Raw genomic sequence first — 13,658 nt, 5'->3', positions numbered from 1 at the left:
AGGAAACGCGCATCGGCCGGTACCGCTTCATCGAGAGCACCGCAGCAGCCGGAGGACGGGGGAAGCGAAGTCCTTGCCGAGGTCATCCGAACCTGCGGCGGCGCGCCCTTGCCCGCGAGGAGCGCTCCTCACCTGATTCCCGCGGCGCTGCAGCGCGAAGCGCCGTTGCCCTCGAGACTGGGTCGAGCCCGACTGCGCCTAGTGAAGGCGGCGCCCGCCTCCCGCAGCGCCGCAGCACTGTTGCGCCAACGGCTCTCAAGAGCGCCACGATGACTGCCGCTCGTCCGGCTGGCGCTGCCGGGAACGAGGTCGGAAAGGCGCCCCAGCGTGCAGGGAGCAGCGGCGCGCTCAACTCATTCGCGTCATCCGCGCAAATTCTCGTGACAACTACGTTGCAGCAGGCATCTTGACAATGATGTGCTGCTTTGGTAGGATGCGACTACGTTTGAAGATGGCGATCCGGTCGGGATACCACCTTCCCGTCCGACACGGAGGTTGAGGTGAGTCATCCCACCTCGCAACCGGCGCCCCACCTTCCGGCCGACAGCCGTCTCCCATCCTCGGCGCGCTCTGCGCGATCGTCTCGCTCCCGAGAAGAGAGTGAGTTCCTCTCGTGGGCGCATTTCGAAGCGATGTCGGCGGGCTCCTCCGATGACGATCTTCCTTCCGAAGCGGAGCTGATCGCAGCCGAACGAGGCGACGACCCGGTCGCTGCTTTGCTCGAGGCGGAGGAAGACCTAGAAGCGGCCTTTGAGCAGGCGCGCGACAGCGCAGACGGCTCGATCCGGATGTATCTCCGCGAGATCGGGCGGATTTCCCTCTTGACCGCGCAGGATGAAGTCGAACTGGCAACCGCCTACCGGGCGGGCCGCGAGGCAGAGCAGCGGCTTGTCGCCGCCGAGTTGTCGGACTCGGAGCGAATCGAGTTGCGCCGAGCGATCGAGCGCGGACGAGAAGCGGAGCGCCGCTTGATTGAAGCCAACCTGCGGCTCGTCGTTTCGATCGCGAAGCGGTATATCGGCCGTGGCCTCTCGCTTCTAGACCTGATCCAGGAAGGCAATATCGGGCTGATGCGGGCGGTCGAGAAATTTGACCCGACGCGAGGGTTTAAGTTTTCGACCTACGCGACCTGGTGGATCCGCCAAGCGATCACGCGCTCGATCGCAGATCAAGCGCGCACGATCCGCGTCCCGGTCCACATGATCGAGACAATCAGCCGCCTGATCCGCGCTTCTCGAACCTTGCAGCAGCAGCTCGGGCGCGAGCCGACTGCTGAGGAGATCGGCGGAGAACTTGGGATCAGCGCCGACCGTGTCCGCGAGATCATTCGCTTCTCGCTGAAGCCAGTGTCGCTCGAAACGCCGGTGGGCGAAGACGAGGATGGCGTGCTTGGCGACCTGATCGAGGATAAGAGCGCGCCGGCCCCCCTCGAAGCAGCATCGAAACGGCTCCTCCAAGACCAAGTCGGGCGTGTCCTGCACTCGCTCAGTCCGCGTGAACGCCGTGTCCTCGAGCTGCGCTTTGGGATTGATATCGGCCGGAGCCGAACGCTTGAGGAAGTCGGCCACGAGTTGGGCGTCACCCGCGAGCGGATCCGCCAGATCGAGTCGAAAGCGCTGCGCAAGCTCCGCCAGCCGAGCCGGCGCAAGCGTCTGCGCGAATTTTTCAAGGACTAGCCACATCTAGCAACGAGCCAGGCATCAGCCGTCAAGCTATGGCGTCTTGCTCCCGGGTTGGATAGACTTTTTGCGTCGCCCATCCCAATCAGCGCGGTGTGATCGTGCGGGGGCCGGCGCGCCGCAAGGTCGGAGGAGCGGATGAGCTTGCCGTTTACCGGGGGAGGACGCCGCTGTGGCACCTGCCGGTTCTACCGCCCATCGCCGATCCCGGGGCAGGGGTGGTGCACTCATCCCGAGCTCGTCAAGCCCCCCGCGATGGTCCTAGTCAAGGCGCGCGAGCTGAACTGCGCGCGTCCCCTTTCCGAAATCCCCGACCGCTGGGAGCCCGCCGACCCTCGGCATGCGGCTGCGCCTCGCCCCTCCCTGCGAATCCGCGCTGTCGCCCCTGAGCCGGTCGCGCCGCCGCGCCAGCCTGCCACCGTGCCGACCCGCCCTCTCGCTGTCGACCCGTCCTTCGACCTGCCGGAGCAGGCTGCGGAGGCGCCTCCGGAACTCGGCAACGAGGAGCGAGAGCGCGCCGGGGCAGTTCCTCCCACGCCGGCCGATCCCTTCCCAGCAGCGCCGCAGCGCAGCGCCCGTTGGCTGGCGGTGCTGGCGGTTCCCCTCGTTCTCTGCCTGCTGCTCGGCATCGGCGGCACGGTCGGGTTCCTAGCGACAAACGGGTTTGGCACGGGGCTCGTCGGCGGAGCGGTGGCGACCCCGACCCGGCCTGCGGGCGTCGCGGGGATCGCGAAGCAAGATTTTCGCCTGCGAAGCGAGGCGCGAAGCGACAGCGAACAGCGCAGCGTCGTCCGCAGCGGAACGCGGCTGCGGCTGATCAACAGCGCGGCCGGCGAGATCCTCGACCCCACGTTGCCTGAGCCAGCGAAGTGGTATCTTGTCCAGACGGCGGATGGCACGGCACAGGGATGGGCCTACTCGGGGTGGATCGAGCGCCAGTCCTAACTGCCCCGAGGAGAGGAGTTCCGGATGAACCATGAGGAACGAGTGAGCGTCCTCTTCGACCGCTATGTCGGCGCGCTCAGCATCACGATGGGGTCGCGTCAGATCACCGTCGATTCGCTCCCCGCAAACACCGAGTTCCTGCTCAGCGGCGATAGCGAAGAAGACTTGCGGGCGCTGTGGCTGTCATCCGAGGAACTGGACTATCTGATCAAGATGATCCGGCACATCCTAGACAGGATGAAGATCAGCGAGGGGGCGCGGGAGGCGCTGAGCCGCCTCCTCCCGCGGGCGGAAGCCCTTCTCGACGAGGCAAAGGCAGCGCGCTAGCGCGTAGCCGAAAAACACATGACCCGACCGGGCCTATAAGCCGAGTTCTGTACGGAATGCTCCGCGGCGACCATCTCTCTGGGACGACGATTACTCGCCGCCTCATGCGGCCTACCCGGGGGCGGGGCGGGCACCCTCCTGCGGCCGAGGTATGCGGCCGCCCCCCTATTTGGCCTTGCTCCGGGTGGGGTTTGCACGGCCGACCGGTCACCCGGTCGCCGGTGCGCTCTTACCGCACCATTTCACCCTTACCCGCTGATGGCGGGCGGTATGTTTCTGTTGCACTTTCCGTGGGGTCGCCCCCCCTGGGTGTTACCCAGCACCCTGCCCGCTGGAGCTCGGACTTTCCTCTCGCCACTGGCGAGCGGTCGCCCGGCCCGGTCGAGTCTATTTAAGTATATCCGAGAGAAAGGGGAGGAAGTTCGCTCTCCTCGCGAAATCGCCAGACGGTTGTCCGCTTTACCGGCCGATCCTCGAGCGCCGCCTCCACCGGCACCTCATACACCGCAAGCGGCATCAGCCAAGGACGCGGCAGGTAGCGCCGGCCGAGGTCGCCGATCAGGACAGCTGCCCCCGACGCATGCGCGCGACGCAGAAAGCGCTGTACCCGTTCAGCGGTCTCGCGCTCATAGAAGATGTCCCCGGCGAGCACGACCTCCCAGTCGACCCTCTCGCTGCCGAGCAGGTCGCGCCCGTCCATCTCGACCGCAACGCCGTTCACCTCGGCGTTCAGCTGTGCTGCGGTCAGGGCAAAGGGGTCGATGTCGTTCGCGACAACCCGCCTCGCGCCCGCACGCGCCGCCGCGATTGCAGTGAGTCCCGACCCTGAGGCGAGGTCGAGAACGGTACGCCCTGAGACAGTTTCTGGGTGGTCGAGCAGATAGCGCGCAAGGGCGAGCCCGCCCGCCCAAGCAAATGCCCAGTAGGGAGGCGGCAGTTCGGCCCCTCCTGCCTCTTCGGTCCGCTGCCAGACAGTGAACGGCTCCTCAGCAAGATAGAGCGCAAGCTCCGGCACAAAGGCGGGACGCCGTATTGCGGTCGCATCGCGGATCAGAGCAGCGCGTTGGCTCGGCGTGAGGGTGACCGGCGCTCCTTGGGGCTGCCAGCGCTCGAATCGCGCCGCCGCCGCTTCAACCGCTCGTCTCAGCGGGTCGTATGACATGCTCCGGCACAGGGGGCGACATTAAATGTCGTCGCGACAGGCGGATGAAGAACGAGGAAGAGGAAGAACAGCGCCACTGCAAGGCCGACGACCCAGCTGAGGCGAGCGATCACAGCTTGACTCGATAGATCGTGGTGCCGGCATTTCTGTACACCGCTTCGAGCCGGTCCGTCATCTGGTCGAACTTGGCGAGACCTGCCGGCGGATAGTAATTCCGTTCCACTGTTCCCACGATCACATAGCGGACGCCGTAGCGGGCGAGAAACGCTGCCGCCGCATTCGGATCGGTCCCCGTATAGAAGGCGGTGACGTCGGCGATCCGCTGATCGACAAGGTGCTGATAGCCCCACCGCTGCTGTTTCTGGTGCCAATCCCAGCCGATGACGGTCGGCAGGCCGGTATAGACCGTAACCCGGGACCCCCAGCGATAAAACGGGGTCACGCCTTCAACAATGATCGGCGTCCCGTCGAGGTTGTCGCGCAGCCAGCGGATCGCGTCGAGGTCATGACGCAGTTCGATCGGCCCCCGCTCATCCTGGTAGACCGCGTGCGCCATGTAGGCGGTTCCGTCCAAGGTGGGCGGCAGGGGGAGAAAGCGGTCGCGCAGCCGCGCCGGGGTCGCCGCGACCGGGTAAATGAGGGCGCCGGCGAGCAGGAGCGCAAGGGCTGTCGTCCAAACCGCGCGGCCAGCCATCGCCGCGCGGGACGCCGTTCCGACAGCCAACGGTCCGTCGAGCACAAGCCGCCAGAAGGCGTAGGCTGCTGCCACCGCCAGCAGCACCCACGCTTGGAGGTAGAACTTGAAAACCGTGTTCATCCGAGCGATGTCGCCCCGAACGGTAACGATGTCGACGAGCGCTCCAAGCGCAAGCCCGAGGACCAGCAATGCAAGCACAGCTAGGTCGCGTCGGGTGTCGTGGTCCGGGCGGAGCGTGCGCCGCAGCGCAAGGAGCAGCGCCGGCACAACGAGGAGAACAATCAGTGCGGGCGTCGGCAATCCGAGCAGCGCGAGGAGCGCCGCCACGAATGCGACCGCGCCGAGCCCCATCACCGCCGCGCCGACCGGGGCGCGGCCGAACCGAGCGGCGAGGGAGAGGACATGCGGCAGCCGGTCCCAATGGCGCGCCACGATAGCAGCAAGGCGGTCGAGGCCCGTGCCGCGAGCGCAGCGAGCGCTTTCATAGGCCAGCCACGAAACGCCAAGAAAGAGAAAGAGGCCGTGGACGGCGAGATATTGGTGCAGCGGCGTCGTCTCCTTGGACAGTTCGACCCCGCTGTAGAACAGTTCATAGTGTTGGTGAAATGGCAGAAACGCGAGGTAACCGACGGCGAGAATAACCGCTGCCCGCCACGCGACTCCCCATCCCCACGCCGCAAAGGGATGGGAGGGAAGCGGAAGCCGAAGGGAGGCAAGGGTACGCGCCACTACGCCGCTGCGCCGTCGCTGTAGCCCAAGCGGCAGGGTGCCAATGCCGACCGCAGCAATGGCGAGGACGGTGTAAGTCGGATAGTCCCAGGTATTCGCTGCCCGCAGCATGCCCGTTGCGAGCCCGACAAAAAGCAACGGCACGATCCCTCGCCCGCCGAGGGCAATGTTGAGCGCGAGGCTGATGACGAGGAGCGTAAACGGCAGCGCGATCAAATGGGCGTGGAGGTCGGCGAACAAGAAGGTGAAGTAGGGAAACTCGGTGATAGAGATCTGAGGCGGCATCATCCGCGAACTGCGCCAGAAGTCGAAGGCCGGCATCGTCGCTTCACCCGCCGCGATCCGAAGAAGACCGCTCCACGCTTGCGCCGCGCCGCTGAGGAAGGGCAGCTGCGTCCGGACGGCGGCGGCACCAGCAGCGCGAAGCCCGTCGAGCAACTGCGCCAGACCGTCCAGGTTGCCGGCAACGCAGACAAAGATGGCGGCGATCACGCCGCCGGCGATTGCCGCGCCTTCCCCGCGCCGGTCGGTGCGGCCGACGCGCGTGAGGGCGAGCACGACCGAAAAAGCGAGCGTGGCGGCGAAGGCGAACAGCGTCGCAACAGCGAGGTTGTAGGCGATCTCGGGAACGATGCCGGTCAGCTTGATGACCGTCGCGACGATCACTTGGCCGAAGTAGTAGTAGTTCAGGTAGCCGCCTGCGAACCAAGGGTCGTAGGCGGGGAAATACGTGGAGCGGACGACTGCGGTCAGGTAGGCGAGGTCCATCGGCTTTTCGCCGCCTCGCGCAGGGTGCCACAGGTCAGGATTGAGCGCCCGGATCCAGACAAAGGCGAGAAAAGCGGCCAGAAAGACGGCCTGCCCGGCGAGGATCATGCGCTGGCGGCCGCGCAGGTCCGCAAGCAGGCGATGCCCTCCTCGCCAGAGCACCGCTGCCGAGCCCGCCGCAATGACCGCGGCGGCGAGGAGAATGCTCCACCGCTCAAACGGCACGATGCGGGTGCTTGCGCCGAGAAAGGGGAGCCACGCGACAAGCAGCAGGCCGAGAGGTTTGGCGAGCAGAACGCCGCGGTCGGGCAGCGCGCGGCCCGCGACCATCGCCAGCGGCAGCGCGAGAAGGCCGATCGCCTCAATCGCGACAAGCCACAAGAGCAGGGGCACCCGGGCAGCAACCCCCTCGTCGGGGAAGATCGCACGCCAAGTCCCCCCGGCCCACTGCGCGGCAGCGAGCGACGGGGGAAGCATCAGCCCCGTTGCGGGGCGCGCCGTGCCGGCGGGGGGGGTGGGCCCGGCGGGGAGAAACGGTGCCAGCTGCTGCTCGATCTGGGCCGCCGTCAGCGGCTCGGTGCGCCTGAAGAGCAAAACGAGCGGATGGTCGTAGACGCTGTACGACTCATCGGCGAAGCCAAGGTCGAGTCGCGGCGAGGGGAGAAAACGCTCGAGCCCCGCGGGCACCGGCAGCCCCGGGCGGACAAAGGGGTTCTCCATCAAGGCGATGCCGGCGAGCGAGGGATATCTCGCCTCAGCATGGACGAGGGTGAACCCGAGTTCTCCCCCGAAGAGCCGGCGGTAGTATTCGGTGGTCATCGGATAGCGCTCGGGCAGCCGCGGGATCGTGCCGTAGAGCCGGTTGCTGTAGAAGAGGAGGTAGTCGGCAGTCGCGAGCGCTGTCGCCATCGCCCGCAGCTTGGCAGGGTCATCGGGGTCGTAGAGGTTCAGCTCGACGATCCGGTACATCCCGAGATTGGGCAGCCCCTCTTCCCAATGCTCTTTCGCAATCGTGGCGCCGGCAGGAACATTCGCTGTCATCCAGGCGGCCATCGCGGTGGCCGGATGGGGGCGCGCGTAGATCTGCACATAGGCAAGACCCCACAGCGCCGTTGCGCCAACGACGCCGCTCATCAGCGCGCCCCCTGCTGCTCGGCCTCGCGGGCTGAGGCGGGCGAAAGCGCTGGTCAGGTCGAGCAGGAATCGAGCGGCGAAAAGCGCCAAAAAGGGGATAAGCGGCAGCAGGTAGCGGAGAAACTTGACCTCAAAGGCGCCATTGATGGCGAAATACGGAACCGCCCAGAGAAGGAGAACAATCTCGCCGCGCTGGCGCAGGACTGCCGCTCGCCCGACCGCCCAGAGGAAGCCGAGCCAGCCCGCAATCCCGAACGGCAGGCCGAGCCCGAACAGCGATAGCTGGTGGATGTGATACCAATACTTCGGCGTATCGATGTATTGGCGCGTGTAGGGATAGTCGCGGATGCGGCGGACCATCTCGCTCTGCTCGGTGATGTTGGCGAGAAAGGTCTCCCGGTCGAGGAGCGCAAACGGCTGCGTGACGACAAAGAAGAAGGCGGCAGTGCCGAAGGTGACGATCAGCCCCCCCAGCAGCCGCTCAACCGGGCTCAGCCGTCCCTCGGGCGCGCGCTTCCAGACGGCGAGAAGATGCGCTCCGACGATCGCGAGCGCAAGCGGCGCAGCGCTCACCTTCGTGGCGAGAGCGAGGCCGAACGCCGCGCCGAGCAGCGCTGCTCTACCGAATGTCGGCCGCTCGATCAGCAGCAAGCAGAGCAGGGTCGCCGCCAGCAGAAAGAAGACGAGCACGGTGTCGACGGCGTAAAAGTGCGCGAGCTGAATGTGGAGCGCCGCAAAGGCAACAAGCGCCGCGGCGATTGCGCCGAGCAGGCGCCCGCTCAGCTTCAGGCCGACGAAATAGGTCAGCAGCACGGTTCCGGTGTCGAAGAGCGCGCTCAACGCTCGGGCGACCAGGCGGAGATCAGAGGTCGCGAACGTGGGCTGCAGGCTGCTGGCGCCATGGGCAACGGCTTTCAGCAGATAGAGCGGGAACGACCCATAGGCAAAGAACCGGGGATTGAGCGGGCTCAGCGCCGGGTCAAGCAGGACGGCGAGGTCGATCGGCCAGGGCAGGCGGATCCGCCCTTCAACCGTCATCAGGATGAACCGTTCGTCTGGATGGTAGAGACCGCCGTTGTCCCAGTTCAGCCCAATTAGGCGCAGCGCGAGCGCGATGCCGCCGAGCGCAAGAGGGAGCACAATCGAGAGAAGTCGGGAACTCGCCGAGGGGGCAGCGGCAAGAGGATGAGGTGCCTGCTCAGCAACGGACGTCACAACCGGCGATTCTAGCGGACAACTCCCGTCCTCGCCTTGAGCACGCTCGCCGCGCCGCTCCGCCGAACGGTCGCGCTCAGTAGTACGATAGGAGAGCGCGCCCCTTGAGGAGTGACGATGAGCGCGACAGAGACTTTAGCGCGTGAACTGCGCCCGAGGCTGCCCACAGGACGGGTGCTCACCGACCCGGCGCAACTCGACAGCTTCTCGTACGATGCCTCGTTCTTTTCGTTTCTCCATCCGCATCCGCCTGACGTTGTCGTCCAGGCATACACCCGTGACGACGTCGTTGCGGTGCTTCAGGTGGCCCATCGGCTTGAGGTGCCGGTCACCCCGCGCGGCGCAGCGACAGGACAGACCGGGGGGGCGGTGCCAGTGCGGGGAGGGATCGTTCTCGACCTCTCGCAGATGAAGCGGGTTGTCGAACTGGATCAGGCCAATCTGCAGGTGTTCGTCGAGCCGGGCGTGATCCATGCCGACCTGAACGCGCTGCTAGCGCGTCAGCGGCTGATGTTTCCCCCCGACCCGGGGTCGTCGCGGATGTGTTCGATCGGTGGCGTCGTTTCCAATAACGCCCGCGGAATGCGCGCCATGAAGTACGGCGCGACGAGCGAGTGGGTGCTCGGGCTAGAGGTGGTCCTTGCAGACGGCACAGTCATCTGGACAGGATCCCCCGGCTCGCGCGCCCTTCAGTCGGCGAGCGGCTATGAGCTATCGAAGCTGTTTTGCGGCGCTGAAGGGACGCTCGGCGTCATCACGCAGTTGCGGCTGCGCGTTCGCCCGCAGCCAGAGGCGCGGGGATTGACCCTTGCCGCCTTCCCTCGACTGGAAGAGACCGCGACTGCTCTTAGCGCTGTCTTCGACGCCGGCATTCTGCCGTCTGCGGTCGAGATCTTCGACGAGCGCATGATCCAGACCGCGAACCGCTACCGGCCGGACTTAGGCCTGCCGGCCGCGGCTGCGCTCCTGCTCTTTGAGGTCGATGGCAATCCGCCCGGCGTCCGCTATGATGCCGCCCGGGTGGCCGAAATCGTCCGCCCGTGGGCCTCCCACATTGAGTGGGCCGATGCGCCGGACCGGGTCGCCCAAATCTGGGAAGCGCGCTCGGTCGCCGGCGCCGCGGTCGGGCTGCTGCAGCAGCGCGGCGTCCGCGCCTATGCGGGAGAAGATATCTGCGTGCCCATTGCGCGCCTCGGCGAGGCCTTAGAGCGCATTCAGGCGATCTCCTCTGCGTACGGTCTTCCCATCGCTTCCTATGGGCATATCGGTGGCGGGATCGTTCACGCGGCGCTGGTCGCAGACCTGACGGATGTCGACCAGGTCCGGCGGGTTGAACTGGCCGCCGACGCCATCAACCGCCTAGCGCTTGAACTGAACGGCACGGTCACCGGCGAGCACGGCGTCGGGTGCGTGCGCGCCCGCTACCTTCCGCAAGAACACGGGCCTGCGCTGGAGGTGATGCGCGCCATCAAACGCGCGCTCGACCCGAAAGGCATCCTCAATCCGGGAAAGTTCGTCTAGGCGCTGAGGTTGCAGCGGCGGCGCTGGTGCGCAATACTTAACCGAACATGCGTTCGATCTTCTGCTCGAGAAGGCGCTCTCACAAGCAACTGCTAGCCTCGACGGCGCGCATCCGAGAAGATAGGCAGCGTGAGAGGCAAGACCGAAGGGGGATGCAATGGCGGGCATGGCAATCATTCAGATCATTGGAAACCTCGGCCGCGATCCGGAAACGCGATACACGCCGGAAGGGCGGCAGGTGACCAGTTTCACCGTCGCCGTGAACCGCGTCTCGACGCAGGGCGGCGAGCGGCGGGAAGAGACCGACTGGTATCGGGTGAGCGCCTGGGGAGCGAACGCGAAGTTTGCTGAGCAGTACCTCCAGAAGGGACGGCGCGTCTATGTCTCGGGACGGTTTGCGCCTCGCACCTTCATCGGCCAGGACGGCCAGTCGCGGCTGTCGCTCGACATCACGGCGGATCACATTATCCCGGTCGATGCCGCGCCGCGGGCGGATGTGAACGAGCTGCCTGCTGTGGGGGCGAGCCTCCCCGGCCGGGCAAAGCCGAGCCAGCCGGAGACCTTTGGCGAAGAACTGAACGACGAAGAACTGAACGAAGAGGCGATCCCCTTCTAAGCGACGGGCGAGGCTGACGGCAACGTCCCGCGCCGCCCTCTCTCCGAGCGATAACGCAGCGCGGTCGCTGCGCGAGCGCCGCTCTGCTGCCGAAAAGAACGATTGAACCGATCGACACCCTGCCTCGAGGCCGAACCTGCCCGATGCCGTTGCGACGCCGCGCCTGCCCCCGCTGTCGAGGGGATCAATACCTCGCTGGGGAGCAGCCCCCCTGCTGGATTTGTCTCCAATGCGGCCACCGGGTTCCTCTCCCGGGCGCGCCAGTCGCCCAGCCAGCATGGGAACGCATGCTCGACGAGATCCGCGAACGGGCCAACCTGTAGCAGACCGACGTGTTGCGGACGGCGCGCACTCTCTTTGACAATGAGCGGTCGTCGGCGGTTCGCTGTCGCGCGACGTGGACACAAAACTTGAAGGTTTGTCGAAATGCGCGAACAATCTGCCGCCTCGCCTGTGGTATCGCCGCTCCTGCTCCCAACCCTGATGCTGGGCACTTTTATGGGGGCGCTGAACGCCTCCCTCGTCACCCCCGCCTTCACCGAGCTCGGGCGTGCCTTTGCCATCGACGTCCGCGACCTGACGTGGGTTTTTACCCTCTACATCCTCGGCAACGTCGCCGGCCTCTCGCTGATGGCGAAGCTGTCAGACATGTACGGCCGCCGGCCGATTTATATGCTGTGCCTCGGCCTCTTCGGGCTGGGGTCGCTCGTCTGTCTTCTCGCGCTTGATTTCTGGATGCTTCTCGCCGGACGCGCCATCCAAGCGTTCGGCGCGAGCGGCGTCATTCCGGTGGCGACCGCGCTGATTGGCGATGTCTACCCTCGCGAACGGCAGGGAGCGGCGCTCGGCTTGATCGGAACCCTCTGGGGGCTCTCTGCCATCGTTGGGCCGGCGCTCGGGGGGGCGATCCTTGCCGTCCTTGGCTGGCGCGGCCTGTTTCTGATCAACCTGCCGATTGCCGCCGTGCTGGTGCTGCTGGCGGTCCGCGTCATCCCCGCAGTTCGACGGTCGGTCAGCGGCCGGTTTGATTTCGCCGGTCTTCTCCTCCTCACTGCCGCGCTTACCGCCCTCGTCTACGGCCTCTCGCGCCTCAGCGGCGATCGCCCTTGGCTCGGCCTCTTTGAGCCTGCGGTCGGCGGGGTTCTTCTGCTCGCTCTCCTGCTCGGGGTGCCGTGGGTGCTGGTCGAGCGCCGGGCGGAGAACCCGATCGTCGACCTCCGCCTCTTCCAGAACCGGCAGATCCGCTTGGTCTATCTGCTCAGCATCGTCGGCGGGGCGATGATGGCGACGCGAGCGTTTGTGCCGACAACGGTCGAGGTGCTTCTCGGCGTCGAGCCTGCCGCCGCCGGCGCGATCGCGGCGCTCGTGGCCGCGGTGATGACGGTCGCTACGCCGCTGAACGGGCTGCTCATCGACCGGTTTGGGCCGCGCCTCGTCTTGCTCGTGGGCAGCTTCATTGCCGGGGTCGGCTCGATCTGGATCGGCGTCGCTCAGCAAACGTGGGTCGGTGTCATCGGCGGCTTCGTCGTCAGCGGCATCGGGCTGTCGGCCACGCTCGGCACGCCGCTCCGCTATATCGTCATTCGGGAAACGCGCTCGAGTGAGCGCGCGATCGCCAACGCGCTCCAGTCAGTCATGAACAGCATCGGCAGCTCGGCGGCTTTCGCCCTGACCGGAGCGGCAGTCAGTTCTGCCGCGACGCCCGTCGCCGGCTATGAACTTGTTTTTGTCAGCTTCGGCGTGCTCTCACTCGTTTCGGTGCTGCCGATCCTCCGGCTGCGCGGGAAGGAGCGCGGCTCCCGCCCCCTCCCGACCCCCCAGCATGGCGCGGCATGATCGAGTACCCGCCCCCTGCGCGAACTAACCTGTTCGCCCTCATCAGCCTCCTGACGGGCGCGGGCGGGGTATTCTCGTGCTTCATCTCGCCGCTCTGCAGTTTCCCCTTTGGTATCGTTGCGATGGTGGTGGGTCTCCTCGGCCTCCGCTCCCTTCGCGCCGACCCGAGCCAGACAGGCCGCGAACTGGCGATCGCGGGCATCGCGCTTGGCGCTGCGCAGCTGGTTATCGCTTCGCTTTTCGCCCTTGCCGTCATCCTCGTCATCGGCGCGTTGGCGTTCATCGGCAGCCGCTGACGAGGCTCGCGAGGACGAGACGTCTGGCGGCGGCTCATCCGTTAGACTTTGCTCGGAGAGCGTTCGGAAGGCGAAGGTCGCGCGTGCCGCCGAGCCGTCCTTCAGCCCCTCTTGAACGAAACGGCGCGCCGCACACTACTCAGCAGAGAAGCGAGGACGAGGATGAACGCACCGCACACCGCTCCGACGATCCAAGATCCGCGCCCGCAATACTTCGACGACCCGAATCTCGACCGGCTGATGGCCGTGCTCATCACGATGGCGAACGAGCTTTGGGTGACGAAAGACCGGCTGATGATCCTAGAGCGGCTGCTCGCCAAGCGCGGTAGTGTCACGCCGGAAGAGGTCGACCACTACCAGCCGAATGAGGAAGAGAAGAAAGAGCTTGAAGCGGCGCGGAAAGCGTACATCGCGCGGGTGCTGAGCGGGCTGACGATCGATCCCCGGCCGGTGGAGGAGATCCGTCAGATGAAAGGGATTAAGCCGCTCACCTAGCAGGAAGGCTGGAGAATGCAGAAGAGCCGGGAAACTGCCCGGCTCTTTGTCGCAAGAAACGGCGACCCCGAAGGGATTCGAACCCTCGATCTCCACCGTGACAGGGTGGCATGTTAGGCCGCTACACCACGGGGCCAGAGGAGGCACCCTCATTGTACCGAAGCAGGCAGACCGATTGCAAGGCGCGCGCTGCGCCATGGCTGGCGTTGACGCTCCGAATCCGCGATTCGTATACTGT

Annotated in this window: 11 protein-coding genes, 1 tRNA gene and 1 other RNA gene; 8 read left to right on the top strand and 5 right to left on the bottom strand. The window is 66.0% G+C overall.

The features are described from left to right. Positions 1-632: 632 nt before the first annotated feature. The 3 genes from rpoD (at position 633) to NZ773_01225 (ending at position 2,951) form a co-directional block, all read left to right on the top strand. Positions 633-1,676: an RNA polymerase sigma factor RpoD gene (rpoD, locus tag NZ773_01235; GenBank protein ID MCS6800555.1), complete on the top strand. Its 1,044-nt coding sequence runs from the start codon at positions 633-635 to the stop codon at positions 1,674-1,676. A gap of 141 nt (positions 1,677-1,817) precedes the next feature. Continuing rightward, entirely contained in the window at positions 1,818-2,624 is an 807-nt protein-coding gene (locus tag NZ773_01230; protein MCS6800554.1) for an SH3 domain-containing protein, read from the top strand. Between the two features lie 24 nt (positions 2,625-2,648). Continuing rightward, positions 2,649-2,951: a hypothetical protein gene (locus NZ773_01225; GenBank protein ID MCS6800553.1), complete on the top strand. Its 303-nt coding sequence runs from the start codon at positions 2,649-2,651 to the stop codon at positions 2,949-2,951. 20 nt (positions 2,952-2,971) lie between these two features. Here the strand turns inward: NZ773_01225 and rnpB are convergent. The 4 genes from rnpB to NZ773_01205 form a co-directional block, all read right to left on the bottom strand. Beyond that, positions 2,972-3,335, bottom strand: an RNA gene (rnpB, locus tag NZ773_01220) — RNase P RNA component class A. 7 nt (positions 3,336-3,342) lie between these two features. Further along, the gene (locus NZ773_01215) at positions 3,343-4,113 is read right to left on the bottom strand and encodes a 50S ribosomal protein L11 methyltransferase (protein ID MCS6800552.1); all 771 of its coding nucleotides are present in this window, start codon (positions 4,111-4,113) and stop codon (positions 3,343-3,345) included. Continuing rightward, positions 4,095-4,226 carry a hypothetical protein gene (locus NZ773_01210; protein MCS6800551.1) on the bottom strand — a complete coding sequence of 44 codons (132 nt, stop codon included), beginning with the start codon at positions 4,224-4,226 and terminating at the stop codon, positions 4,095-4,097. Before NZ773_01210 ends, NZ773_01215 begins: the two co-directional genes overlap by 19 nt. Further along, positions 4,223-8,656, bottom strand: a complete 4,434-nt coding sequence (locus NZ773_01205) for a DUF2298 domain-containing protein (GenBank protein MCS6800550.1) — start codon at positions 8,654-8,656, stop codon at positions 4,223-4,225. The genes NZ773_01210 and NZ773_01205 overlap by 4 nt, the downstream gene beginning before the upstream one ends. 117 nt (positions 8,657-8,773) lie before the next feature. Between NZ773_01205 and NZ773_01200 the strand changes: the two genes are divergently transcribed. The 5 genes from NZ773_01200 (at position 8,774) to NZ773_01180 (ending at position 13,420) form a co-directional block, all read left to right on the top strand. Continuing rightward, complete coding sequence (locus NZ773_01200) at positions 8,774-10,177, top strand: FAD-binding oxidoreductase (GenBank protein ID MCS6800549.1); 1,404 nt, start codon at positions 8,774-8,776, stop codon at positions 10,175-10,177. Positions 10,178-10,343: 166 nt separating this feature from the next. Continuing rightward, the gene (locus tag NZ773_01195) at positions 10,344-10,793 is read left to right on the top strand and encodes a single-stranded DNA-binding protein (protein MCS6800548.1); all 450 of its coding nucleotides are present in this window, start codon (positions 10,344-10,346) and stop codon (positions 10,791-10,793) included. Positions 10,794-11,219: 426 nt separating this feature from the next. Next, complete coding sequence (locus tag NZ773_01190) at positions 11,220-12,629, top strand: MFS transporter (GenBank protein MCS6800547.1); 1,410 nt, start codon at positions 11,220-11,222, stop codon at positions 12,627-12,629. After that, a complete protein-coding gene (locus NZ773_01185; GenBank protein MCS6800546.1) occupies positions 12,626-12,925 on the top strand; it encodes a DUF4190 domain-containing protein in 300 nt (99 codons plus the stop codon). Before NZ773_01190 ends, NZ773_01185 begins: the two co-directional genes overlap by 4 nt. 162 nt (positions 12,926-13,087) lie before the next feature. Continuing rightward, the gene (locus tag NZ773_01180) at positions 13,088-13,420 is read left to right on the top strand and encodes a hypothetical protein (protein ID MCS6800545.1); all 333 of its coding nucleotides are present in this window, start codon (positions 13,088-13,090) and stop codon (positions 13,418-13,420) included. Between the two features lie 62 nt (positions 13,421-13,482). Here the strand turns inward: NZ773_01180 and NZ773_01175 are convergent. Then, positions 13,483-13,556 (bottom strand) — tRNA-Asp (locus NZ773_01175). Positions 13,557-13,658 lie beyond the last annotated feature (102 nt).

Source organism: Dehalococcoidia bacterium, assembly GCA_025054935.1.
Taxonomy (GTDB): domain Bacteria; phylum Chloroflexota; class Dehalococcoidia; order SpSt-223; family SpSt-223; genus JANWZD01.
The sequence above is the reverse complement of the archived record's forward strand: the minus strand, read 5'-3'. Positions and strand labels throughout refer to the sequence as shown.

What these genes read in the sequence shown, in the direction of transcription:
- rpoD (MCS6800555.1), top strand. Translation starts at nt 633, where the DNA reads ATGTCGGCGGGCTCCTCCGATGACGATCTTCCTTCCGAAGCGGAGCTG.
- NZ773_01230 (MCS6800554.1), top strand. Translation starts at nt 1,818, where the DNA reads ATGAGCTTGCCGTTTACCGGGGGAGGACGCCGCTGTGGCACCTGCCGG.
- NZ773_01225 (MCS6800553.1), top strand. Translation starts at nt 2,649, where the DNA reads ATGAACCATGAGGAACGAGTGAGCGTCCTCTTCGACCGCTATGTCGGC.
- NZ773_01215 (MCS6800552.1), bottom strand. Translation starts at nt 4,113, where the DNA reads ATGTCATACGACCCGCTGAGACGAGCGGTTGAAGCGGCGGCGGCGCGA.
- NZ773_01200 (MCS6800549.1), top strand. Translation starts at nt 8,774, where the DNA reads ATGAGCGCGACAGAGACTTTAGCGCGTGAACTGCGCCCGAGGCTGCCC.
- NZ773_01195 (MCS6800548.1), top strand. Translation starts at nt 10,344, where the DNA reads ATGGCAATCATTCAGATCATTGGAAACCTCGGCCGCGATCCGGAAACG.
- NZ773_01190 (MCS6800547.1), top strand. Translation starts at nt 11,220, where the DNA reads ATGCGCGAACAATCTGCCGCCTCGCCTGTGGTATCGCCGCTCCTGCTC.
- NZ773_01185 (MCS6800546.1), top strand. Translation starts at nt 12,626, where the DNA reads ATGATCGAGTACCCGCCCCCTGCGCGAACTAACCTGTTCGCCCTCATC.
- NZ773_01180 (MCS6800545.1), top strand. Translation starts at nt 13,088, where the DNA reads ATGAACGCACCGCACACCGCTCCGACGATCCAAGATCCGCGCCCGCAA.